Here is a 21147-nt window from a genome sequence, read left to right on the forward strand (position 1 = left end):
TCGCGGAGTTGATGTCCGCGCACGAACTGCCGAAATAGCTTCTTCCTCATCAAGGAACACCCCCTGTGAGGAAGGCGCACGACATGTCAGCACTGGTGTCCGAAGCAGGCGCAGTCGGCACTACCGCCGCGGCAGCCCACAACCTGGTGAAGGTCTACGGCAAGGGTGACACCGCGGTGCGGGCGCTCGACGGCATCAACGTCGCGTTCCAGGCGGGCAAGTTCACCGCGATCATGGGCCCGTCCGGTTCCGGCAAGTCCACGCTGATGCACTGCCTCGCGGGACTGGACACGGTGGACAGCGGCGCGATCCACATCGGACAGACCGAGATCACCAGGCTGAACGACAAGGACCTGACCAAGCTGCGCCGCGACCGCGTCGGCTTCGTGTTCCAGGCCTTCAACCTGCTGCCGACGCTGACCGCCGAGCAGAACATCCTGCTGGGCCTGGAACTGGCCGGCCGCAAGCCCGACAAGCAGTGGTTCGACACGATCGTCACCGTGCTCGGCCTGCGCGACCGCCTCACCCACCGCCCGACCGAGCTCTCCGGTGGCCAGCAGCAGCGCGTGGCGTGCGCCCGTGCGCTCGTCGCCCGTCCCGAGGTCATCTTCGCGGACGAGCCGACCGGCAACCTGGACTCCCGCAGCGGTGCCGAGGTCCTCGACTTCCTGCGCATGTCGGTCCGCAAGCTGGGCCAGACCGTGATCATGGTGACGCACGACCCGGTGGCCGCGAGCTACGCGGACCGCGTGGTGCTGCTCGCCGACGGCCGGCTCGCGGGCGAGATCCACCAGCCCACCACCGAGTCCGTCGTCAACGCCCTCGCGCACCTGGGGGCCTGACCCGTCATGTGGAAGACGATCCTCGCGGGCCTGCGGGCCCGCACGGCGAGGCTGGTGCTGTCGAGCATCGCCATCGCGCTCGGCGTCGCGTTCGTGACGGGCACGCTCGTGCTCGGCGACGCGGTCGGTGAGCAGACCAGGGACAACTTCGCCCGCAGCGCCCGCAACGTCGACGCGGCCGTGCACCTGGCGGAGAACAGCACCGAGCAGGAGAAGGGCATCCCCGCCGACTTCCTGCAGAAGATCCGCGCCACGTCCGGGGTCGAGGGTGCCGACTCGCGCGAGTTCGGCCGGGCGGCGCTGATCGGCGGTGACGGCAAGGCGAAGCAGGCTCTGGTGCAGCCGCTGCCGACGACGGAGAAGCTGCGCGACTTCAACCTCAAGGACGGCCGGTTCCCCACCGGGGCCGACGAGATCGCGGTCGACTCCAAGACCGCGCAGATCGCGAAGCTCAAGGTCGGGGACACGCTGAAGCTGCTCGGCGAGGGGGAGGCCGAGCACAGCTACACGATCGTCGGCAGCTACCAGCAGGGCGCGAGCAGCCTCTCGATGTCCGGCAGCGACCACCTGATCGTCTCGCCGGAGGGCATGCGCACGCTCGTCCCGGAGCAGCGGATCTACGAGATCGTGGCCGTCGCGAAGTCCGGGGTGTCGCAGCAGCAGCTCGTCGACAACATCACCAAGACCATCGGCCCCGGCTACCAGGTGCAGACCGGTGAGGAGCTGACCAAGGCCACGCTGGCGCAGGTCGGTGACGCCGCGAGCGAGATCAAGACGTTTCTGCTCGCGTTCGCCGCGATCTCGCTCATCGTCGCGGGCATGGTCATCTACAACACCTTCACGATCCTCGTCGCCCAGCGCACGAAGGAACTGGCGCTGCTGCGCTGCGTCGGAGCGGAACGCGGGCAGGTGTTCCGGTCCGTGCTCGCCGAGGCGGTCTTCATGGGCCTCGCGGCATCGGTGCTCGGCTTCCTCGGCGGCATCGGCGTCTCGGCCGGCCTGCAGTCGGTCATCAGCAGCTTCGGCGGCCCGAGCGGCGGCGAGTCCGAGATCCGCCTGCCGATCTCGTGGGTGACGATCGCCGCGGCGTTCGGCGTCGGCGTGGTCGTGACCGTGCTGTCGGCCGTGCTCCCGGCCCGCCGCGCCACGCAGGTCGCCCCGGTGGCCGCGCTGCGCTCGCAGCCGGACAGCTCCGACGACGTCGCCCGCACCGGCAAGATCCGCATCGCCGTCGCGGCGGTCATCGCGCTGCTCGGTGGCGCGGGTGTCTACTTCGGACTCCAGCAGCAGAGGGAAGAGCCGGCGCTGTTCATCACCGGCGGTGCCACGATGGTGCTGCTGCTGGCCGTCCTGCTGCTCGGCCCGCTCTACGTGCCGCTGGTGAACCGCCTGTTCGGCAAGGCGCTGCGCGGCGTCCCGGCCAAGCTCGCCTCGGCGAACGCGGGTCGCAACCCCAAGCGCACGGCCGCCACCACCGCGGCGTTGATGATCGGCGTGACCATCGTGGCGATGGTGACCGTCGTGGCGGGCAGCGGCCGCGAGACCATGATCAAGAAGGTGGACGAGCGCTTCCCGTCCGACTACGCGGTCTCCTCGAGCGTCTACGACCAGCCGCTCACGCAGAAGTTCGCCGACGAACTGGCCAAGGTCCGCAACGTCGCGCTGGTCGCGCCCGAACTCAGGGCGTTCGGCGAGTCGACGAAGCTCGAGTACGCCGACGTGACGGGCTACCCGTCCGAGGCCCTCGGTTCGCTGGTCCGCCCGCCGCTGTCGGAGGGCACGATCACCGGTCTCAAGGACGGCGAGATCGTCATGCGGGACAAGGAGGCCCAGAAGGCGGGCGTCGGCGTCGGCTCCACCGTCCCGATCAGCGGCAAGGACTTCAAGGTCGTCGGCCTGATCAAGGACAACAGCTACGGCACCGGCATCGTCACGCTGGCCTCGGCCCAGTCGATCCTGAAGGAACCGGCCAAGGGCTACCAGAACCTGCTGGTCAAGCTGGCTCCCGGCACCGACATCGCCCAGGCGCGCACCGACCTGGAACGCGTCATCGCGACCTCGCCGGTCGCCGTGCTGAACTCGGCCGCCGAGACGAAGGCGGAACTGAACGGGCAGATCGACCAGATCCTGCTCTTCATCTGGGCCCTGGTCGGCCTGGCGCTGATCATCGCCCTGTTCGGCATCGCGAACACGCTGACCCTCTCGGTGCTCGAACGCACCCGCGAGTCGGCCCTGCTGCGGGCCCTGGGCCTGACCAGGGGCCAGTTGAGGCAGATGCTGGTGGTCGAGTCGATCCTGATGGCCCTGATCGGCGCGGTCGTGGGCGTGCTGCTCGGCGCCGGGTTCGGGTGGCTGCTGGTCGAGGCGATCTCCAACCCGGAGTTCCAGATCAGCTTCTCCATCCCGTTCGGTCAGATCGGCGCCATGCTCGGCCTGGCCGTGGTCGCGGCGATCATCGCGGCGGCCCTGCCGGCCCGGCGCGCGGCGCGGAACTCCGTGGTCGCGGGCATGGCGGAGGCCTAAGGACACCCCGCCCGGCCTCCGCAGTCGGGGCTGAGGCCAGGCGGGTTCGGGAGTGCGGGAAACAGGGGCCCGCACGACCGGGGGATCGGTGGAGGTCCGGTGCCGTCGGGGCACCGGGCCTCCGCTGTTTCCGCATCCCGGAAGGCACGCGGGGCGCTTTCGTGTCGGTCTGGTCCCCGCGTGCGGTCGGAAGCTCGCGAAAAAACTTCGGGGGCGCGCGTCACTTTTGGCCCGCGACCCCCTCTACCTGGTGTGGAGGGACGACCGGAGCGAGGGCCCGGTCGTCCCTCCTCTTCGTTCCGGCGTCGGCCGCGCGGCTCTGCGCGTGCCCCGAGTTCACCCATCCGAGACGCTCGGGAAATTTGGCAAAGGTTTTTGTTGCCTGCCTCCACAAAGTTACGGAACGATGTCGACCGCTTGACACCCGCGCATCTCCCGTCGAGTGTGAGAGCGCTCTCATCACAGTTAAGCGCCGCTCACGGCGTCGTCGAGGAGGACGGATGAGCAAGAGGCTGGTCGGCAGCGCTGCTGCGGCCATGGTGATGGTCATGGTCGCCGGTTGCGGCGGGGGTTCCCAGGCTGACGGCAAGATCGAGCTGTCGCTGGGCCTCTTCTCGGACTTCGGGTACGACAAGCTCATCGAGGAGTACCAGGCCTCGCACTCGAACATCAAGATCGAGCAGCGCAAGGTCAAGATGGAGCAGCACAACACGCAGCTCGCGACGCAGCTCGCGGGTGGCCGTGGTGCCGCGGACATCGTCGCTCTCGAGGAGGGCGTGGTCTCGCAGTTCCGCGCCTCCAAGGACAAGTTCGTGAACCTGGCGGAGTACGGCGCCAAGGACCTGAAGGACCAGTGGGCCGGCTGGAAGTGGAACCAGGGCACCGCCGACGGCGGTGAGTTCGTGCTGGGGCTGGGCACGGACATGGGCAGCCTGGGTCTCTGCTACCGCCGCGACCTGTTCGAGGCAGCGGGCCTGCCGACGGACCGGGCCGAGGTCGCCAAGTTGTGGCCGACCTGGGCCGACTACGCGAAGGCCGCGGACACGTTCACGGCCAAGACTCCGAACGTGAAGTTCGTCGACACCGCCCGCAACGTCTACAAGGCGATCCTCGACCAGACCGAGGAGGGCTACTTCGCGAAGGACGACTCGTACATCGCGGAGAAGAACGACAAGGTCAAGACGGCGTTCGAGACGGCGGCGGCGCTCGGCACCAAGCAGCAGACCGGTGCCCTCGAGCCGTTCAGCCAGGACTGGAACGTCGCCCTGAAGCAGGGTTCGTTCGCCACCACCACCTGCCCGGCCTGGGCGCTCGCGCTGATCAAGGCGGGTGCCGGCGACGCGGCGGCCGGGAAGTGGGACGTGACGACGGCGCCCGGCGGTGGCGGCAACTGGGGCGGTTCGTTCCTCGCCGTCCCGAAGCAGGGCAAGCACCCGAAGGAGGCCTACGAGCTCGCCAAGTGGCTCACGGCCCCCGAGCAGCAGAAGCGGATCTTCAAGGAGACGGGCAACCTGCCGTCGCAGCCGAAGGTCTACCAGGACGCCGAGGTGCAGGCGACCGTCAACGAGTACTTCAACTCCGCCCCGGTGGGTCAGATCTTCGCGACCTCGGCGGAGTCGCTGAAGCCGACCTACCGCGGCACGAAGGACTCGAAGGTCGGCCCGGTGTTCGGCACCGCGCTGACCCGCGTGGAGCAGGGCAAGCAGTCCGCTGCTGAGGCGTGGACGCAGGCCCTGAAGGAAGCGACGGACGCCGCCAAGTGACGGTGACTCGTCCAGGGACCGAGGCGGCTCCGGCCGCCTCGGTTTCGCCTTCCCCCGAGCCGAAGCGCTTCCGGCTGAGCAACTGGGACGCCAGGTACACGCCGTACCTGATCATCGCGCCGTTCTTCCTGGTGTTCGGGATCTTCGGGCTCTACCCGCTGATCTACACGGCGTGGGTGTCGCTGCACGACTGGCAGCTGATCGACGGCAACCTGGGGTTCGTCGGTCTGGACAACTACGTCGAGCTCTTCGGCGACGCCAAGTTCTGGAACGCGCTGTTCAACACGCTCAGCCTGTTCGTGCTCTCGACGGTCCCGCAGCTGCTGGCCGCGCTCGGCCTCGCCGCGCTGCTGGACCGGGGCCTGCGCGGCAGTGCGTTCTGGCGCGCCGGGGTGCTGCTGCCCAACGTCATCTCGGTCGCCGCGGTGGCGCTGGTGTTCGCGCAGTTCTTCGGCCGCGACTTCGGCATCGTGAACTTCCTGCTCGGTCTGATCGGCATCGACCCGATCGACTGGCGCGCCGAGACGTGGGCCTCGCACCTCGCGGTGTCCACGATGGTCATGTGGCGCTGGACGGGCTACAACGCGCTGCTGTACCTGGCGGCCATGCAGTCCGTGCCGAAGGACATGTACGAGTCGGCCACTTTGGACGGTGCAGGGCGCTGGCGGATGTTCTGGTCGATCACCGTGCCGTCGATCCGGCCGACGATCCTGTTCACCGTCGTCACCTCGACGATCGGCGGTCTGCAGCTGTTCGCCGAACCGGCGCTGTTCGACCCCGGCTTCGCCGCCAACAACTCGACCGGCGGCTCGGACCGGCAGTTCCAGACACTGGTGCTCTACATGTACGAGAAGGGCTTCCGGCTGTTCGACGCCGGGTACGCGGCCACGGTCGCGTGGATGCTCTTCGTGGTCGTCCTGCTCGTCGCGGTCGTCAACTTCACGCTGACGCGGCGCATCGCGGGCAAGGAGTGAGGGCATGAAGAACGCCAAGGCAGGGCCTCTGCTCTACGGGTTCCTGGTCGCCGTGCTCGCCGCGTCGATCTTCCCGCTGTACTACTCGTTCATCGTCGCGTCGAAGGACAACTCGGTCCTCGGCGAGAAGGTCCCGCCGCTGATCCCCGGCGGCAACCTGGTCGAGAACATCACCCGCGTCTTCGACACCGTCGACTTCTGGCTCGCCATGCAGAACTCGTTCATCGTGGCGTCGACCGTGGCGATCTCGAACGTCGTGCTGGGCACGCTCGCCGGGTTCGCGTTCGCACGGCTGCGGTTCAAGGGCCGCGACTCGCTGTTCCTGGTCGTGCTCGGCACCGCGATGGTCCCGACGCAGCTCGGCGTGATCCCGCTGTACATGCTGATGTCGGACCTCGACTGGTACGGCACGCTCCAGGCCGTCATCGTGCCGGTGCTGATCGGGTCGTTCGCGGTGTTCTGGATGCGCCAGGCGTGCGAGGAGACCGTGCCGTACGAGCTGATCGAGGCCGCGCGCGTGGACGGTTGCTCGGTGCTGCGGACGTTCTGGCACGTCGGCTTCCCGGCGGTGCGGCCCCAGGCGGCGGTGCTCGGCATGTTCACGTTCATGACGGCCTGGAACGACTTCTTCTGGCCGTTGATCGTGCTGGACCCCAACGACAGCCCGACGGTGCAGGTCGCCCTGTCGACGCTGGCCAGCGGCTACTACACCGACTACTCGTTGATGCTCGCCGGTGCCTCCATCGCGGTGCTGCCGGTGATCGCGATCTTCGTCCTGCTGTCCCGCCAGATCGTCGGCGGCATCATGCAGGGCGCGGTGAAGGGATGACGGAATTGACGACCGACGCGGACGTCGAGGTCGGGCGCGAGGTGCTGACCTTCCCGCCGGACTTCCTGTGGGGGGCGGCCACCGCGGCGTTCCAGATCGAGGGCTCGACCACCGCGGACGGTCGCGGTGCCTCGATCTGGGACACGTTCGCCGCGACGCCCGGCAAGGTGCTCGCCGGCGACACCGGCGACCCGGCCTGCGACCACTACAACCGGTACCAGTCCGATGTGGACCTGATGAAGTCCCTCGGGCTCGCGGCCTACCGGTTCTCCATCGCGTGGCCCCGGATCCAGCCGAGCGGCAGCGGCAAGGTCGAGGAGCGCGGGCTCGCGTTCTACGACCGGCTGGTGGACTCGTTGCTGGAGAAGGACATCCAGCCGCTCGCCACGCTGTACCACTGGGACCTGCCGCAGGTGCTGGAGGACTTCGGCGGCTGGCGCAACCGCGACACCGCCTACCGCTTCGCCGAGTACGCGGCGATCGTCCACGAACGGCTCGGCGACCGGGTGCAGGCCTGGACCACGCTGAACGAGCCGTGGGTGTCGGCGTTCCTGGGCTACGGCAACGGCATCCACGCGCCGGGCGTCACCGACGCGGTCGCGTCCCTGGAGGCGGCGCACCACCTGCTGCTGGCCCACGGCCTTGCGACGCAGGCGTTGCGCGCACAGGCACCCGAGTCGCACCGGCTGTCGATCGTGCTCAACTTCAGCACGGTCTGGGGCGACGACGCGGAGGCCGTCCGCAAGGTCGACGGCCTGCAGAACCGCATCCTGCTCGACCCGGTCCTCGGCCGCGGCTACCCGCTGGACGTCCTGCAGGACACCACCTGGCTGGGCGACTGGACGAACGTGGTGCGCGACGGGGACATGGAGACCATCGCGACCCCGGTCGACTGGATCGGCGTCAACTACTACAACCCGACCCGCGTGGCCCCGACCGCCGACCCGGACTTCGTGACGGCCGGGCCGCACGCGGGCCTGCGCGGGGTGGAGATCCAGCCTGGGCAGGGCGAGCTGACCGGGTTCGGGTGGGAGCAGAACGCCGACGCGTTCACGGAGTTGCTCGTGCGGCTCTCGCAGCACGTCGACGGGATCCCGTTGGTCGTGACGGAGAACGGTTCGGCGTTCCCGGACGTCGTGGACCCGGCAGGGCGCGTGAACGACGTGCAGCGGACCAAGTACCTGCTGGACCACGTGCGCGCGGTGCACCGGGCGATCTCCGAGGGCGCCGACGTCCGCGGCTACCTGGCGTGGTCGCTGCTCGACAACTTCGAGTGGGCGGCCGGGTACTCGCAGCGGTTCGGGATCGTGCACGTCGACTTCGAGACGCAGCAGCGCACGATCAAGGAGAGCGCGGTCGCCCTGTCCCGGATCATCGGGCAGAACGGCCTTCCCGCACACGGCTACACCGTTTAGCCGCCAGACGGGCCGAGGGGGCCTTCGAGCGCTCTCACCCGCGGACACTCCTGTTCACGGGTGAGAGCGCTCTCTTGTTCGGCCCTATCGCCGGCGCAGCACGCGCGGGTCGGCGTGCAGGTTCTCGGCGAGCTTGACGGTGATGAACTCGTTGTTGTCCGGCTTGCTCGGCGTGCGGCCCGACGACGACGGGAAGTTGTTGTCGTTGAGCACCGCGATCGTGCGGTCGTCGAGGATCGTGACGTCCTCGATGGTGACGAACGGGAACTTGAACGGGTCCGCCTGACCGCCGACGCGCTTCGGGTTCGCGAGGTTCAGCAGGTCCGCGACCACCGTCTTGTCGAGCTCGCCGTCGCGGTCGCGGTCGCGCTTGTCGGCGAGGTAGACGCGCTTGACGATCGCGTCGGCACCCTGGGCGCTGTCGCGTTCGATGACCAGCAGCCGGTTCGCGTCGACCGCGATGGCGTCCCCGATCGCGAAGTTCGGGTCCTCCAGCCGGTAGCGCCAGGTCTTGCCGGTGAAGCGGTTGGTCGCGATGTCGAACTCGTTGAGGCGCAGCGTGCCCGGGGTGTCCCCGGCGACCGTGCCCTCCAGCAGGGCGTTGATCGTCCTGCCGTCCGGGGACAGCGTGATGCCCTCGAACCCCTTGCTGCCGCCCAGGTTCGGGTTGCCCTCGGGGTTCTCCGGCGCGCGCACGCCCGGCAGCGGCACGGGCGGTGCCAGGAGGCGTCCGGCGCGGTCGAAGTGCAGCAGGTACGGGCCGAACTCGTCGCCCATCCAGTAGGTGCCGTCGGAGCCGCGGGTGACCGACTCGACGTCGATGTCCGCGCCGGTGAGCACCCGGTCCGGCCGGGTGAGCGGGAACGGGATGTGGCCGTTCGGATCGGTCAGCGTGATGCCGCCGAGCACGTCGACGGTGTTCTTCCGGAAGTCCGGCGCGATGCGGTGGATGCGCAGCAGGAAGTCCGCGCTGTTGGCCTTGGTGCCGTAGCCGTTGTCGGAGATGGCGTCGAACGTGCCGTCGCTGTTGCGGACGAGGCCGCTGAAGCCCTGGACCGGCTGGTCGGCGAACGGCGGCGTCACCCCGTTGATCGGGGTCGTTCCCAGTGCCGCGCCGCTCGGCTCGCTGCCGGGCAGGAAGGTCTCCGCCGGGAGGAACGCGAAGTTCGTCAGCGTGGCCTGCTTCGGCGTCTTCTGCGGGGCGGCCGTGGTGGGCGTGGCCAGCGCGGTGACGGTGAGCAGGGTGAGGCCTACAGCCAGTGTTCTCCTCATGGCGCGACCCTATGACGATCGTTTTACCCGTGGTTCGCGTCGCGGCAACAAGTTCCATGAACTCTTGACGTCATGACGACGACCTGGCGCATGCGCTTCGAACTCAGCGACAGCCCCGGCGCGCTCGCCCGCGTCACCGTCCGGCTCGCCGCGGCCGACTGCAACGTGCTCGCGTTGCACGTGATGCCCGTGCCGGGTGGGGTTCTGGACGAGATCGTGGTGCGGGCCGGGGAGGGCGTGCTGCCCGCGGACCTCGTCGAGGCGGTGCGGGCCGAGGGCGGCCGTCGCGTCGGGATCACGCCCGCCGACGTCCGGGACCTGGTGGACGTGCCGACCTCGGTGCTCCGCGCGGCCCGCCAGGCGTTGGGCGACCCGAGCCAGGTGTCGTCGGCGTTGCGTTCCGTGCTGGCCGCGGACTCGGTGGTCGTGGGCGAGGCGGCCGAAGGCCAGGTCCAGTTGGGAGAGTGGGTCGTGCGGCGCGGCTGGGCGTCGTTCACGGACGTGGAACTCACGCGCGCGCAGGCGTTGGTCGATCTCGTGACGGCACCGGGCCCGTCCCTGCGGCCCGTGCTGAGCGAGGACGGCTTCGCCCTGGTCCTGCGCCCCGGTTCCGCGCTGGACGAGGACGCCGTCGCCGCGCTGCACTCGCGCTGTTCGATGAGGACGATGTTCAACCGCTACCACTCGGGCATGCGCACGGTTCCCCGCCGCTGGCTGCACCGCCTGCTGAGCCCGCCGCGCGGCACGACGGTGCTGGCGCAGTGCGGCGACCAGGTGGTGGCTCTCGGTCAGCTCATCCACACCGGAACCCCGGACTGCGCCGAGATCTCGCTGCTCGTCGAGGACGCCTGGCAACGCCGGGGCGTGGGAGCGGCCCTGCTGGGAGCCTTGGCCGCGGATGCCCGTGGAGCCGGGTTCTCGGAGCTCGTGGCGTGGTGCCTGCCCTCCGAGACCGCCCTCGTCCGCACCGCCGCACGGGCCGGGCTCGCCGCCACGACACGCCGGGAAGACGGCCTGCTCCGCGTTTCGATCAAGCCCTGCGGACAGGCCCGAACGGCACCGATCAACGCGGCGGTCGCCGAAAAATCACGATGAACAGCGCGGAAACCCTCCTCGGAGATCGCTTGGGGCTAAGCTGCTTAGCGACTCAAAGGTTTTCATCGAGGAGTGGTGGTGCTCGTGTCCAACCACGCGCGTCCGACGTTGGAAGACGTTGCCGCGAGGGCAGGGGTTTCCCGCGCCACGGCGTCACGAGTGCTGAACGCGTCCCCGCGCGTGAGCCCGGAAGCGCTGGAGGCCGTCAACGCCGCCGTCACGGCCCTCGGCTACCAGCCGAACCGAGCCGCCCGCGCCCTGGTCACCCGCCGCACCGGCGCGGTCGCCGTGCTGTTCTCCGAGCCGGAACCCAAGATCTTCGATGACCCGCACTTCGCGCGCCTGATCCGAGCGGGCGCCCGCGCGCTGGCCGACATGGACGTGCAGATGGTCCTGATGCTCGTCCACTCCCCGGACGACCAGGCCCGTGCGCACCGGTTCCTCGCCGGCGGCCACGTCGACGGTGCCCTGGTGTTCGCGCCGCACCGCAACGACGAACTCGTGTCGATCGTGAAGAAGCTGCCGCTGCCGGTGGTCTACGCCGGCAAGCCGTGGGGTTCGTTGCGGGGCATGCACCTCGTCGACAACGACAACGAGGGTGGCGCCGTCCTGGCCACCGAGCACCTGAAGTCGCTCGGGCGCAAGAAGATCGTGCACGTCTCGGGACCGTTGGACGAGTTGTCCGCCATCGATCGGTTGAACGGGTTCCGAGCCGCGTTGTCGTTGGACGACAAGGCCGTCGCCCGGGTCACCGAGGACGGTGGGTTCACCCGGGAGGGTGGGCGCAAGGCCATGTCCGCGTTGCTGGCGCGGGTACCTGCGCTGGACGCGGTCTTCGTGGCGTCCGACCTGATGGCGGCTGGGGCGTTGGAGACGCTGGCGGAGGCTGGGCGGCGGGTGCCGCAGGACGTCGCCGTCGTCGGGTTTGACGACCACGTGGCGATCGCGGAGCACACTTCGCCGCCGTTGACCTCGGTCCGGCAGGATTCCGACGAGCAGGTCAAGGTGATGGTCGAGCACCTGATGAAGCTGCTTCGGGACGAGACGGTGAAGAAGAAGCAGCAGATGCTTCCTACTGTGCTGGTGCCGCGCGAATCCGCCTGAGGTCGGTTGCGTTCCAGAGTTCGGCTCACCTTGCGAGGGAGGGCGGCGCGGGTCGGTTCGGACAGGCTGGCATCCCGCCCCTCGAGGTAAGGCCCCCATCGCCACTGCAGGGGGAACCGGCTGGTCTGGTGTGAAGCAGCCCGTTCGGGCTCGCTCCGCTTCGCCACGCCAGGACTCGTAAGTGGTTGGCCTGCGACTTCGGCTGTCCGGTTGGCACCGCGCGCCGAGCCAAGACGGTGGTCGGCTTGCGTTCGCGACTGCGGTTGGGCTCAGCTCTCGGCCGCTTGGCGCGCCGAGCCTGCCGTCAACCCATGTTCTTGCAGGTGGGTGGCGGTAGCGGGTTCAGCGGGCTGCACGGCCACCCGGAAGAGGACGGAGCGGTGGTCGTCGTTTGCGCCGGCGGGGGTGGTGGGGCCTCCGGGTTCGTCACCGCTGGGGGTGGCGTGGTCTTCTTCGGCTGTTGCTGGGTGCTCGACGGCGCGCTGCTCTCGCTCGAGGACGAGGGGGCGCTGCTGGGCGTCGAGCTGTCGGTCGTGCTCGGGTTGCTGTTGGTGGTCGAGGTGATCCAGGTCGATGCCGGGGTTCTGCTTTGCGGGTCCTCGCCTGCGGCTCCGTGGAACGCCATGCCCACCAGCACCCCCAGCAACGCTGACCCGAGCACAGCGGAACCACCTGCGGCCCACAGTGCGCGCACGGCAGTCCTCCTCTAGATGCTCACGGTATGAAGTCGGGCGGTCACGCTCCAGGCACACTACCGGGTAGGCCGGATGCAGGAGAACGCTCACCCTGATGCCTTATCGGTTCCTTGATGGCCCCGGTTGAGTGATCGCCGTCACTGAACTGTGATCCGGGCGAGCACCAAACTGGCCCCGGAAAGGCCTGCCACCAGCACGGTTCCGGTGAGATGCCACGTCGGAGCGTCACCCGAGCAGGTGAACACCTCGGTGAAGCGTTCGGTGGAGCAGGTGACGAACGGGACCGAGGAGAGGGCTATGGAGGCGGCGGCCACTCCGCCCAGCAAGGCGCTGCCGAACGTGCGCATGAGGGGGAACGCGGCGTTGACCGTGCCCACCGCCGCGGTGGCGAAGAGGAGGGGGACCGGTTCGGGGAAGAGGCCGGTCAGCGCGCAGCCGACCATGAGGACGCCGAGCACGGCCTGGCCGATCCTCGCCTGTGTCGCCACGGCGAGGACCCTAACAACTCCGTAAGCTCTTTTTGGTCCGGTTTGGTCCAGTATTTTCGGTATGCGCCAGCGTCGTTTCCTGATTCCCGTCTCAGTTCTCGTGGTCGTCGCACTCGGGGTGGGGTTGTACCTCTTCCAGCCGTGGCGGCTGCTCACGGTTCGCGAAACGCATGAGGCGTTGCTCGTGCCGCCGCCGGCCACTCAGACCACTGCTCAGAGCACCGCTCAAAGCACCGCGCAGGTGCCTGGTAGCGCGCCTGTCGCAACGCCCAAGGAGGTCGCCGCGGGCGAGTGGCGTTCGCTCGAACACGCGACCACCGGCAAGGCGAGCCTCATCGAACTGCCCGGTGGCGCGCATTCCGTCCAGTTCGCCGGGCTGAACACCAGTGACGGTCCCGACCTGTACGTCTACCTGTCCCCGCACGCGTCCAGTTCGGCGGAGAAAACCTTCGGCCAGGGATTCACCAGCCTGGGGAAGCTGAAGGGAAATCGTGGCGACCAGGTGTACGAAATCCCCGCCGGGGTGGACGTGTCCACCATTCGGAGCGTTGTCATCTGGTGTCAGCGGTTCAGTGCCGGCTTCGCCGTTGCACCGTTGGAACAAGCCTGAAACACAGGCGCGAGAAGCTGTGTGACGGGTGTTGACTTTCCTGGTCTAGACCACATAGCGTCTGCGCTCACAACACAACATCGTCCCTTGCCGATGGGCGTGCGGAAGCCCCGTTGGCAAGGAGTACGGCTCACTGGGTGGGCCACACCGGCGGTGACGCGACTCCAACTCTCCCGGAGCCGCGCCACCGCCGGTGGCGTTTACTGTGGGTCGTGCACTCCAGGACGGTGGCGATCCACTACGTGCGCGCGGCGCTGCGCGCGTGCCCGGAACCGTCCGCCGTGCTGCTCGGGGCGGGGATTCCGGCCAGTCTGCTCGCGGACGACCGTGCGCGCGTGACGCCCGCCCAGTACACGAAGTTCATCCAGACGCTCTGGGAAGTCCTCGACGACGAGTTCATGGGCTTCGGGCCGCGACCGTCCAAACGCGGCACGTTCGCGATGATGTGCCTGCTCGCCGTGCACTGCCCGGACCTCGAGTCGGCGCTGCGCAGGGGACTCCAGTTCTACTCGCTCTTCGACCAGCCGCTCGACCTCGAACTCGACGGCGGCCGCTTCACGCTCGACGTGCCGGGCGATCCCGACCACTTCCTGACCGAGTCGCTGCTCGTGCTGTGGCACCGGCTCTCGTCGTGGCTCATCGGCCGCCGCATCCCGTTGCAGGGCGCCGAGTTCGGCTACGAGGAACCCGCGCACGCCGCCGAGTACCACCTGATCTTCGGCTGCCCGTTGCGGTTCGGGAGCACGCGGACCACCATCGCGTTCGACCCGAAGTTCCTGCGCATGCCGGTGGTGCAGGACGAGGCGGCGCTCAGGCGGTTCCTGCGGCACTCGCCCGCGGAGCTGTTGTCGCGCAGGGACCACGGCGCGGACACGGCCGGGCACGTGCGCAGGCTGCTGGGCCGCGGCGTCACCGGGCTGGAGGCGGTGGCGGCGCAGCTGGGCGTCTCGGCGCCCACGCTCAGGAGGAGGCTGGCCGCGGAGGGGACGTCGTTCCGCGAGGTGCGCGAGCAGTTGCTGCGCGACCAGGCGGTGGCGTCGCTGGTGCGCGGCGGGGAGTCGGTGGAGGAACTGGCGCTGCGCCTCGGGTTCTCCGAGGCGAGCGCCTTCCACCGGGCCTTCAAGCGGTGGACCGGTTCGTCACCGGGTTCCTACCGCGCCTAGAACCTGTCGCGTTCCCGCAGCGAAGCCGGCGGGCGGAACCGCTCGCCGTAGGTGTCCGCGAGGTAGTCCGCCCGCTCCACGAACGCCTGCACGCCGTAGGAGTTGATGAACTGCAACGTACCGCCGCTCCACGGCGCGAACCCGAACCCGAAGATCGAGCCGATGTTCGCGTCCGCCACGGACGTCAGCACGCCCTCGTCCAGGCACCGCACGGTCTCCAGCGACTGCACGAACAGCAGCCGGTCCCGCACGTCCTGCTCGGACACGCCCGCGTCGGCCTTCACGAACCGGGTCGTGAGCTCGGGCCACAGGAACTTCCTCGAGCCGTCGGACGGGTACTCGTAGAAGCCCGCGCCCGCCGACTTACCGCTGCGCCCCAACGACACCAGCTCGCGGATCAGGTCGTACGCCGGGCTCTCCGACACCAGCGACGGGTCGTCCGCGAGCGTCTGGTCGTGGATCTTCAGCTGCAGCGACAGCGTCACCTCGTCCGAGACGGCCAGCGGCCCGACCGCCATGCCGGACTTCTTGGCGACGTTCTCGATCAACGCCGGCGCCACGCCCTCGGCCAGCATCGTGATCGCCTCGATCACGTACGTGCCGAACGTCCGCGAGGTGTAGAAGCCGCGCGAGTCGTTGACCACGATCGGCGTCTTCCCGATCTGCCGTACGTAGTCCAGCGCCCGCTGCAACGTCTCCTCGGACGTCTTCTCGCCGCGGATGATCTCCACGAGCCGCATCTTCGGCACGGGCGAGAAGAAGTGCAGGCCGATGAACCGCTCCGGCGCCGTCACCGCCGACGCGAGGCCGGTGATCGGCAGCGTCGAGGTGTTGGACGCGATCACCGCGTCCGGCAACGCCTTCTCCTCGGCCGCGGGGAGGACCTCGTTCTTCAGCTCGCGGTTCTCGAAGACGGCCTCGATGATCAGGTCGCAGCCCGCGAGGTCGTCGTCCGAGTCGGTCGGCGTGATGCCTTCCAGGCCCTGAGCGCCCTTCTGGGCGCCTTCGAGGCTGACGTCCTTCAGCACCACCTCGATGCCCGCCTTCGCGGACACCTCGGCGATTCCGGCGCCCATCATGCCCGCGCCCAGCACGCCCAGCTTGGCGACGCGCTTACCGGTGGCGGACGCGCGGCCGTTGACCTCGTTGAGGTTGAACCAGAACGCCGTGATCATGTTCTTGGAGACCTGACCGGAGGCCAGTTCCACGAAGTAGCGGCCCTCGATCTGCAACGCCGTGTCGAAGTCGACGTAGGCACCCTCGACGGCCGTTGCCATGATCTTCTCCGGCGCCGGGTACACGCCGTGCGACTTCTTGCTCAGCACGGCAGGAGCCGCCGCCAGCAGGCCGTAGCTGTTGGGGTCACCGAACTTCAGGTCCGGCACGCCCGCGCCCTGCACGTCCCACGGCTGCTGCGGCGCCGGGTTCGCCTTGATCCACGCGACGGCCTCGGAGATCAGCTCCTCGCGCGTGTCCACGACCTGGTGCACGATTCCGGCCTGCAGCGCGCGTTCCGGCCGCAGCTGCTTGCCCTCCATGAGCAACGGCAACGCCTTCTGCACGCCGAGCAGCCGCACCATGCGCGTGACGCCACCGCCACCGGGCAGCAGGCCGAGCGTGGCTTCGGGAAGGCCGACGCGGATCTTGTCGTCGTTCACCACGATCCGGCGGTGCGCGGCCAGCGCGATCTCGAACCCGCCGCCGAGCGCGGACCCGTTGATCGCCGCCACGACCGGCTTGCCGAGCTTCTCCAGCCGGCGCAGCTGCGACTTGAGCTCTTCCACGCCCTCCAACGCCTGGGAGGCGTTCTCCGGCGTGATCGCGATCAGCACGTTCAGGTCGCCACCGGCGAAGAAGGTCTTCTTGGCGGACGTGATGATCACGCCGGTGATGTCGTCGGCCTCGAGCTTGGCGACCGCGTCGCCCATGAGGTCGCGGTACTCGTCGTTCATGACGTTGGCGGAGCCGGACATGTCCATCGTCAGCGTGACGATGCCGTCGGAGTCCTTGTCGTAGTGGAAAGGCATGCCTCAGACCCTCTCGATGATCGTCGCGATGCCCATGCCGCCGCCCACGCACAACGTCGCGAGCCCGCGGCGCAGGTCCCGGCGCTCCAGCTCGTCGAGCAGCGTGCCGAGGATCATGCAGCCGGTGGCGCCGAGCGGGTGGCCCAGCGCGATCGCGCCACCGTTGACGTTGACCTTGTCCTCGGGGACGTCCATGTCCCGCAGGAACTTGAGCACGACCGACGAGAACGCCTCGTTGACCTCGAACAGGTCGATGTCCTCGACCGAGAGCCCGGCCTTGTCGAGCGCCTTGCGCGCGGACGGCGCCGGTCCGGTCAGCATGATCGTCGGCTCGGTGCCGACGACCGCGACGGACACGATCCTGGCGCGCGGGGTGAGACCGAGGGCCTTGCCGGCCGCCGCGGACCCGATCAGCATCGCGGCGGAGCCGTCGACGATCTGCGACGAGTTGCCCGGCGTGTGCACGTGCGAGATGCGCTCGACGGTGGGGTAGCGGTCGATCGCGACGGTGTCGTAGCCGAGGTCGCCGTGGAACTGGAAGCTCGGCTTGAGCTTCCCGAGGGACTCCACGGTGGACTCGGGACGGATCGTCTCGTCCTCCTTGAGCACCACCGTGCCGTTCTGGTCGACCACCGGCACGACGGACCGTTCGAACCAGCCGTTCTTCTGCGCCTTGAACGCGCGGGCGTGCGACCGGGCGGCCCACGCGTCCACGTCGGTGCGGGAGAAGCCCTCCAGCGTCGCGATCAGGTCGGCCGAGACGCCCTGCGGCACGAACGACAGGTCGAAGTTCGTGGCGGGGTCGATCGCCCACGCGCCGCCGTCGGAGCCCATCGGCACGCGCGACATCGACTCGACGCCGCCCGCCACGACCAGGTCCTCGAACCCGGACGCGACCTTGGCCGCGGCGAGGTTCACCGATTCGAGGCCCGACGCGCAGAAGCGGTTGAGCTGCACCCCGGCCGGGCGCTGGTCCCACCCGGCGGCCAGCACGGCGGTGCGGGCGATGTCGCCGCCCTGCTCACCGAGCGGCGACACCACGCCGAACACGACGTCGTCCACCGCGGAGGTGTCGAGGGAGTTGCGTTCGGACAGCGCGCGCAACACGCCGGCGGCCAGATCGACGGGCTTGACGCTGTGCAGCGACCCGCGCTTCCCCTTGCCGCGCGGCGTGCGCACCGCGTCGAAGATCAAGGCTTCGCTCATGACACCACGCTAGGCCTGGCCGGGAGAGCTGGCCATGACCGTGGAGGGTGACCGATTAGCTCACCCGGCACTCCATGTGCTCGGGCTCGTCGACGTCCACGAACCCCAGCCGCCGGTAGAGCCGCCGCGCGGGCAGGTTGTCGTCCCAGACCCGCAGCCGCACGACCTTCCAGCCCTCCTCGGCCGCCCACGTCAGCACGGTCCTGACCAGGGCTTCCCCGACGCCGAGGCCGCGGTGGGAGTCGCGCACCCACATCGAGTAGAGGTAGAGGCCCTCCGGTGTGGCGGTCGCGGCGACCAGGGCCACGGGCTCCGGGGCGAGTGCGACGAGCTTCAGGCCTTCCCCGGCCCGTTCCCGCCACTCGTCCTCGGTGTAGGCCTGCTCGCGGGCCAGCGTCGACCCGAACTCCTCGGGGTCGCTCGCCAGCGCGTCGAGGCGGATGCCGCGCCAGAGCGCCCACTCGTCCGGCTCGACCTGGTGGATGTGCATACCGGTCAGTCTGGACGACCGGGGTGGGAATTTCGCTCAGTTTTCGGCGGCCGCACTGGCGCGGCGGTCATGGCGTGGACCATCGCCCGGTGGTTTCGTGGACCGCATGGCAGAGCGTCGATCGCGGTGGATGGACAGCGACCTGGACCAGTTGCGCCAGCTCGCGCGCACGTTCTTCGAGAAGGAGGTCACGCCGAACCTCGAACGCTTCGCCGAGCAGAAGCAGGTCGACCGCGACCTGTGGCGCAAGGCCGGTGAGCTCGGGCTGCTGTGCCTGAGCATCCCCGAGGAGTACGGCGGTGGCGGCGGTACGTTCGCACACGAGGCCGTGTTGTTGGAGGAGCAGGCACGGGCGGGCGACAGCGCGTGGGGCAACAGCGTCCACAGCGGCATCGTCGCCCACTACCTCAACTCCTACGGCACCGAAGAGCAGAAGCTGCGCTGGCTGCCGAAGCTCGCGTCCGGTGAGTACGTCGGCGCGATCGCGATGACCGAACCCGGTGCCGGGTCGGACCTCCAGGGCATCCGGACGAAGGCCATCCGCGAGGGCGACGAGTACGTCATCAACGGCTCGAAGACGTTCATCACCAACGGCGTGCACGCGGACCTCGTCATCGTCGTCGCCAAGACCGATCCGACGCAGGGCGCCACCGGCATCTCGCTGCTGGTCGTCGAGAACGACATCCGGCGCGGCCGCGTGCTCGACAAGGTCGGCATGAAGGGCCAGGACACCGCCGAGCTGTTCTTCGACGACGTGCGCGTGCCCGCCGCGAACCTGCTCGGCGGGCAGGAGGGGCTCGGGTTCGTCCAGCTCATGCAGCAGCTGCCGCAGGAACGCCTGATCATCGGCGTCTGCTGCATCGCGGGCATCGAGGCGGCGACCGAGCTGACGCTGAAGTACGTGAAGGAGCGCCAGGCGTTCGGCAAGGAGCTGATCAAGTTCCAGAACACCCGGTTCAAGCTCGCCGAGTGCGCCACCGAGGCGGCCGTGACCAGGGCGTTCATCGACGAGTGCATCGAGAAGCACCTGCGCGGCGAGCTGGACGTGCCGACCGCGGCGATGGCGAAGTGGTGGGCGAGCGACCGGCTGAGCAAGGTCGTCGACGAGTGCGTGCAGCTCTTCGGCGGCTACGGCTACATGAACGAGTACCCGATCGCGCGTGCCTGGTCCGACGCCCGCGTGCAGCGGATCTACGGCGGCACGAACGAGATCATGAAGGAAATCATCGCGAGGTCCCTGTGAGCGGCCCCCTGGCAGGACTCCGGGTCGTCGAACTCGCCGGACTCGCACCCGCGCCGTTCGGTGCCATGGTGCTGGCCGACCTGGGCGCGGACGTGATCCAGGTGCACAAGCCGGGAAGCCGGTCGACCGTCCCCGGCGACTTCCTCACCCGCTCCCGGCGCTCGATCGCCGTGGACACCCGCAGGCCCGAGGGAGCCGAACTGGTCCTGGGCCTGGTCGAGCGCTCGGACGTGCTGATCGAGGGCTTCCGGCCGGGCGTCACCGAACGGCTGGGCATCGGCCCGGCGCAGTGCCTCGCCCGCAACCCGCGCCTCATCTACGGGCGCATGACCGGGTGGGGCCAGGACGGGCCGCTGGCCGACCGGGCGGGCCACGACATCAACTACATCGCCGTGGCGGGCGCCTTGGAGCCGCTGGGGCGGGCCGGCGGGCCGCCGTCGTTCCCGATCAACCTGCTCGGCGACTTCGGCGGGGGAGGGCTGCTGCTGGCGCTCGGCGTGCTCGCCGCGCTGTATGAGAGGGAACGCTCCGGGCGTGGCCAGGTGGTGGACGCCGCCATGGTCGACGGGGCGGCGCTGCTCACGACGTTCCTGCACGGCATGCGGTCCGCGGGCATGTGGTCCGGCGGGCGCGGCGAGAACATGCTCGACGGCGGAGTGCCGTTCTACGACGTCTACGAGGCCGCCGACGGCAGGTACGTGGCCATCGGCGCGTTGGAGGAGAAGTTCTACGCCGACCTGGTGCGGGTGCTCGGCCTGCAGGACGCTCCGTCGCGCAACGACCCGGCGAACTGGCCTGAGCTGCGGGAACGCATCGCGGCGGCGGTGAAGACCCGGCCGCGCGACGAGTGGGCGGACCTAGCACGGGACACGGACGCGTGCCTGGCACCGGTGCTCACCCCGGCCGAGGCGGCGAATCACCCGTACAACGCAGCCCGCAACACTTTCGTGGACGTGTCCGGTTCGTCGCACCCGGCTCCCGCGCCCCGGTTCGACCGCACCCCGGCGGCGATTCCGACGGCACCTGTTTCGACCGGAACGAACACCGACGAAGTGCTTGCCGACATGGGTGTGGCGGACGAGCGGATTATGGAACTGCGGCGGTCTGGAGTAATTGGATGAATGCTCGGGTGCGCATTAAAGGCGCCACGAGGGCGTGACGGTGCGTGATGGGCCGTGTTCGGCATCCGGGTGAGCCCCGGTGCAACAGTCCTTCTTCCAAGCTGTGGGATGCGAGGGTCTTCGTGTTCACCTCGTGCCCAGGACATCGGCGCAGTTGAAGCCCCTCTTTAGCCGCCATTCGGGTGACATTGGCCGCTGTGCAGGCGTGTGCCGCAGGCAGAACCCGGCGAGAGTTTGGCGTGGTCGTTGTTCATCGGCCGGGTGAATGAGGGACCATGACGGGTGAC

General features: G+C 69.1%; 18 protein-coding genes. 13 read left to right on the forward strand and 5 right to left on the reverse strand.

Annotation, left to right across the window (positions count from 1 at the left end):
- Positions 1-83 precede the first annotated feature (83 nt).
- From QSK25_RS15845 to QSK25_RS15870, 6 genes are all read left to right on the forward strand, one after another.
- Positions 84-842 (forward strand): ABC transporter ATP-binding protein, encoded by a 759-nt coding sequence (locus QSK25_RS15845; protein ID WP_285639044.1) that lies wholly within the window; start codon positions 84-86, stop codon positions 840-842.
- Positions 843-848: 6 nt separating this feature from the next.
- Positions 849-3365: an ABC transporter permease gene (locus QSK25_RS15850; RefSeq protein ID WP_285639045.1), complete on the forward strand. Its 2517-nt coding sequence runs from the start codon at positions 849-851 to the stop codon at positions 3363-3365.
- 500 nt (positions 3366-3865) lie between these two features.
- Positions 3866-5128, forward strand: a complete 1263-nt coding sequence (locus tag QSK25_RS15855; RefSeq protein WP_285639047.1) for an ABC transporter substrate-binding protein — start codon at positions 3866-3868, stop codon at positions 5126-5128.
- 74 nt (positions 5129-5202) lie between these two features.
- Complete coding sequence (locus tag QSK25_RS15860; RefSeq protein ID WP_352235977.1) at positions 5203-6102, forward strand: carbohydrate ABC transporter permease; 900 nt, start codon at positions 5203-5205, stop codon at positions 6100-6102.
- A 4-nt stretch (positions 6103-6106) separates the two neighbouring features.
- Complete coding sequence (locus QSK25_RS15865; RefSeq protein WP_285639049.1) at positions 6107-6931, forward strand: carbohydrate ABC transporter permease; 825 nt, start codon at positions 6107-6109, stop codon at positions 6929-6931.
- Entirely contained in the window at positions 6928-8346 is a 1419-nt protein-coding gene (locus QSK25_RS15870) for a GH1 family beta-glucosidase (RefSeq protein ID WP_285639050.1), read from the forward strand. Before QSK25_RS15865 ends, QSK25_RS15870 begins: the two co-directional genes overlap by 4 nt.
- An 84-nt stretch (positions 8347-8430) precedes the next feature.
- Here QSK25_RS15870 and QSK25_RS15875 read toward each other — a convergent pair whose 3' ends face one another.
- A complete protein-coding gene (locus tag QSK25_RS15875; RefSeq protein WP_285639053.1) occupies positions 8431-9618 on the reverse strand; it encodes an esterase-like activity of phytase family protein in 1188 nt (395 codons plus the stop codon).
- A 72-nt stretch (positions 9619-9690) separates the two neighbouring features.
- Here QSK25_RS15875 and QSK25_RS15880 point away from each other — a divergent pair, with 72 nt between their 5' ends.
- The 3 genes from QSK25_RS15880 to QSK25_RS15890 all read left to right on the forward strand — a co-directional run bounded on the left by QSK25_RS15880 (position 9691) and on the right by QSK25_RS15890 (position 12527).
- On the forward strand, positions 9691-10713 hold the full coding sequence (locus tag QSK25_RS15880) for a GNAT family N-acetyltransferase (RefSeq protein ID WP_285639054.1): 1023 nt from the start codon (positions 9691-9693) through the stop codon (positions 10711-10713).
- A gap of 75 nt (positions 10714-10788) precedes the next feature.
- Entirely contained in the window at positions 10789-11817 is a 1029-nt protein-coding gene (locus tag QSK25_RS15885; protein WP_502881864.1) for a LacI family DNA-binding transcriptional regulator, read from the forward strand.
- Positions 11818-12128: 311 nt separating this feature from the next.
- Positions 12129-12527 (forward strand): hypothetical protein, encoded by a 399-nt coding sequence (locus QSK25_RS15890; RefSeq protein WP_285639056.1) that lies wholly within the window; start codon positions 12129-12131, stop codon positions 12525-12527.
- Between the two features lie 122 nt (positions 12528-12649).
- Here the strand turns inward: QSK25_RS15890 and QSK25_RS15895 are convergent, their stop codons facing one another.
- Entirely contained in the window at positions 12650-13000 is a 351-nt protein-coding gene (locus QSK25_RS15895; RefSeq protein WP_285639057.1) for a hypothetical protein, read from the reverse strand.
- A gap of 61 nt (positions 13001-13061) precedes the next feature.
- Here QSK25_RS15895 and QSK25_RS15900 point away from each other — a divergent pair, with 61 nt between their 5' ends.
- Both QSK25_RS15900 and QSK25_RS15905 read left to right on the forward strand, forming a co-directional pair.
- Positions 13062-13610, forward strand: a complete 549-nt coding sequence (locus QSK25_RS15900) for a DM13 domain-containing protein (RefSeq protein ID WP_285639060.1) — start codon at positions 13062-13064, stop codon at positions 13608-13610.
- A gap of 212 nt (positions 13611-13822) precedes the next feature.
- The gene (locus tag QSK25_RS15905) at positions 13823-14773 is read left to right on the forward strand and encodes an AraC family transcriptional regulator (RefSeq protein WP_285639061.1); all 951 of its coding nucleotides are present in this window, start codon (positions 13823-13825) and stop codon (positions 14771-14773) included.
- Here the strand turns inward: QSK25_RS15905 and QSK25_RS15910 are convergent.
- The 3 genes from QSK25_RS15910 to QSK25_RS15920 are packed head-to-tail and all read right to left on the reverse strand — an operon-like array spanning position 14770 to position 18496.
- Complete coding sequence (locus QSK25_RS15910; RefSeq protein WP_285639062.1) at positions 14770-16800, reverse strand: 3-hydroxyacyl-CoA dehydrogenase NAD-binding domain-containing protein; 2031 nt, start codon at positions 16798-16800, stop codon at positions 14770-14772. The two genes, QSK25_RS15905 and QSK25_RS15910, sit on opposite strands and share 4 nt — an antisense overlap.
- A gap of 3 nt (positions 16801-16803) precedes the next feature.
- Positions 16804-18006 carry an acetyl-CoA C-acetyltransferase gene (locus QSK25_RS15915; RefSeq protein ID WP_285639064.1) on the reverse strand — a complete coding sequence of 401 codons (1203 nt, stop codon included), beginning with the start codon at positions 18004-18006 and terminating at the stop codon, positions 16804-16806.
- Between the two features lie 55 nt (positions 18007-18061).
- A complete protein-coding gene (locus QSK25_RS15920; RefSeq protein WP_285639070.1) occupies positions 18062-18496 on the reverse strand; it encodes a GNAT family N-acetyltransferase in 435 nt (144 codons plus the stop codon).
- A 106-nt stretch (positions 18497-18602) separates the two neighbouring features.
- On the opposite strand from QSK25_RS15920, the gene QSK25_RS15925 reads away from it, so the two are divergent.
- Together QSK25_RS15925 and QSK25_RS15930 are read left to right on the forward strand one after the other, a co-directional pair.
- A complete protein-coding gene (locus tag QSK25_RS15925; RefSeq protein ID WP_285639071.1) occupies positions 18603-19739 on the forward strand; it encodes an acyl-CoA dehydrogenase family protein in 1137 nt (378 codons plus the stop codon).
- The gene (locus tag QSK25_RS15930) at positions 19736-20860 is read left to right on the forward strand and encodes a CaiB/BaiF CoA transferase family protein (protein ID WP_285639072.1); all 1125 of its coding nucleotides are present in this window, start codon (positions 19736-19738) and stop codon (positions 20858-20860) included. Before QSK25_RS15925 ends, QSK25_RS15930 begins: the two co-directional genes overlap by 4 nt.
- Positions 20861-21147: the final 287 nt, after the last annotated feature.

This window comes from Lentzea sp. NBRC 102530, from assembly GCF_030269365.1.
Lineage (GTDB): Bacteria > Actinomycetota > Actinomycetes > Mycobacteriales > Pseudonocardiaceae > Lentzea.

Bases quoted from the DNA above. Each gene is read 5' to 3' on its own strand.
- QSK25_RS15855 (WP_285639047.1), top strand. From the start codon at position 3,866: ATGAGCAAGAGGCTGGTCGGCAGCGCTGCTGCGGCCATGGTGATGGTC.
- QSK25_RS15875 (WP_285639053.1), bottom strand. From the start codon at position 9,618: ATGAGGAGAACACTGGCTGTAGGCCTCACCCTGCTCACCGTCACCGCG.
- QSK25_RS15865 (WP_285639049.1), top strand. From the start codon at position 6,107: ATGAAGAACGCCAAGGCAGGGCCTCTGCTCTACGGGTTCCTGGTCGCC.
- QSK25_RS15915 (WP_285639064.1), bottom strand. From the start codon at position 18,006: ATGAGCGAAGCCTTGATCTTCGACGCGGTGCGCACGCCGCGCGGCAAG.
- QSK25_RS15925 (WP_285639071.1), top strand. From the start codon at position 18,603: ATGGCAGAGCGTCGATCGCGGTGGATGGACAGCGACCTGGACCAGTTG.
- QSK25_RS15890 (WP_285639056.1), top strand. From the start codon at position 12,129: ATGTTCTTGCAGGTGGGTGGCGGTAGCGGGTTCAGCGGGCTGCACGGC.
- QSK25_RS15900 (WP_285639060.1), top strand. From the start codon at position 13,062: ATGCGCCAGCGTCGTTTCCTGATTCCCGTCTCAGTTCTCGTGGTCGTC.
- QSK25_RS15850 (WP_285639045.1), top strand. From the start codon at position 849: ATGTGGAAGACGATCCTCGCGGGCCTGCGGGCCCGCACGGCGAGGCTG.
- QSK25_RS15920 (WP_285639070.1), bottom strand. From the start codon at position 18,496: ATGCACATCCACCAGGTCGAGCCGGACGAGTGGGCGCTCTGGCGCGGC.
- QSK25_RS15870 (WP_285639050.1), top strand. From the start codon at position 6,928: ATGACGGAATTGACGACCGACGCGGACGTCGAGGTCGGGCGCGAGGTG.
- QSK25_RS15880 (WP_285639054.1), top strand. From the start codon at position 9,691: ATGACGACGACCTGGCGCATGCGCTTCGAACTCAGCGACAGCCCCGGC.
- QSK25_RS15845 (WP_285639044.1), top strand. From the start codon at position 84: ATGTCAGCACTGGTGTCCGAAGCAGGCGCAGTCGGCACTACCGCCGCG.
- QSK25_RS15910 (WP_285639062.1), bottom strand. From the start codon at position 16,800: ATGCCTTTCCACTACGACAAGGACTCCGACGGCATCGTCACGCTGACG.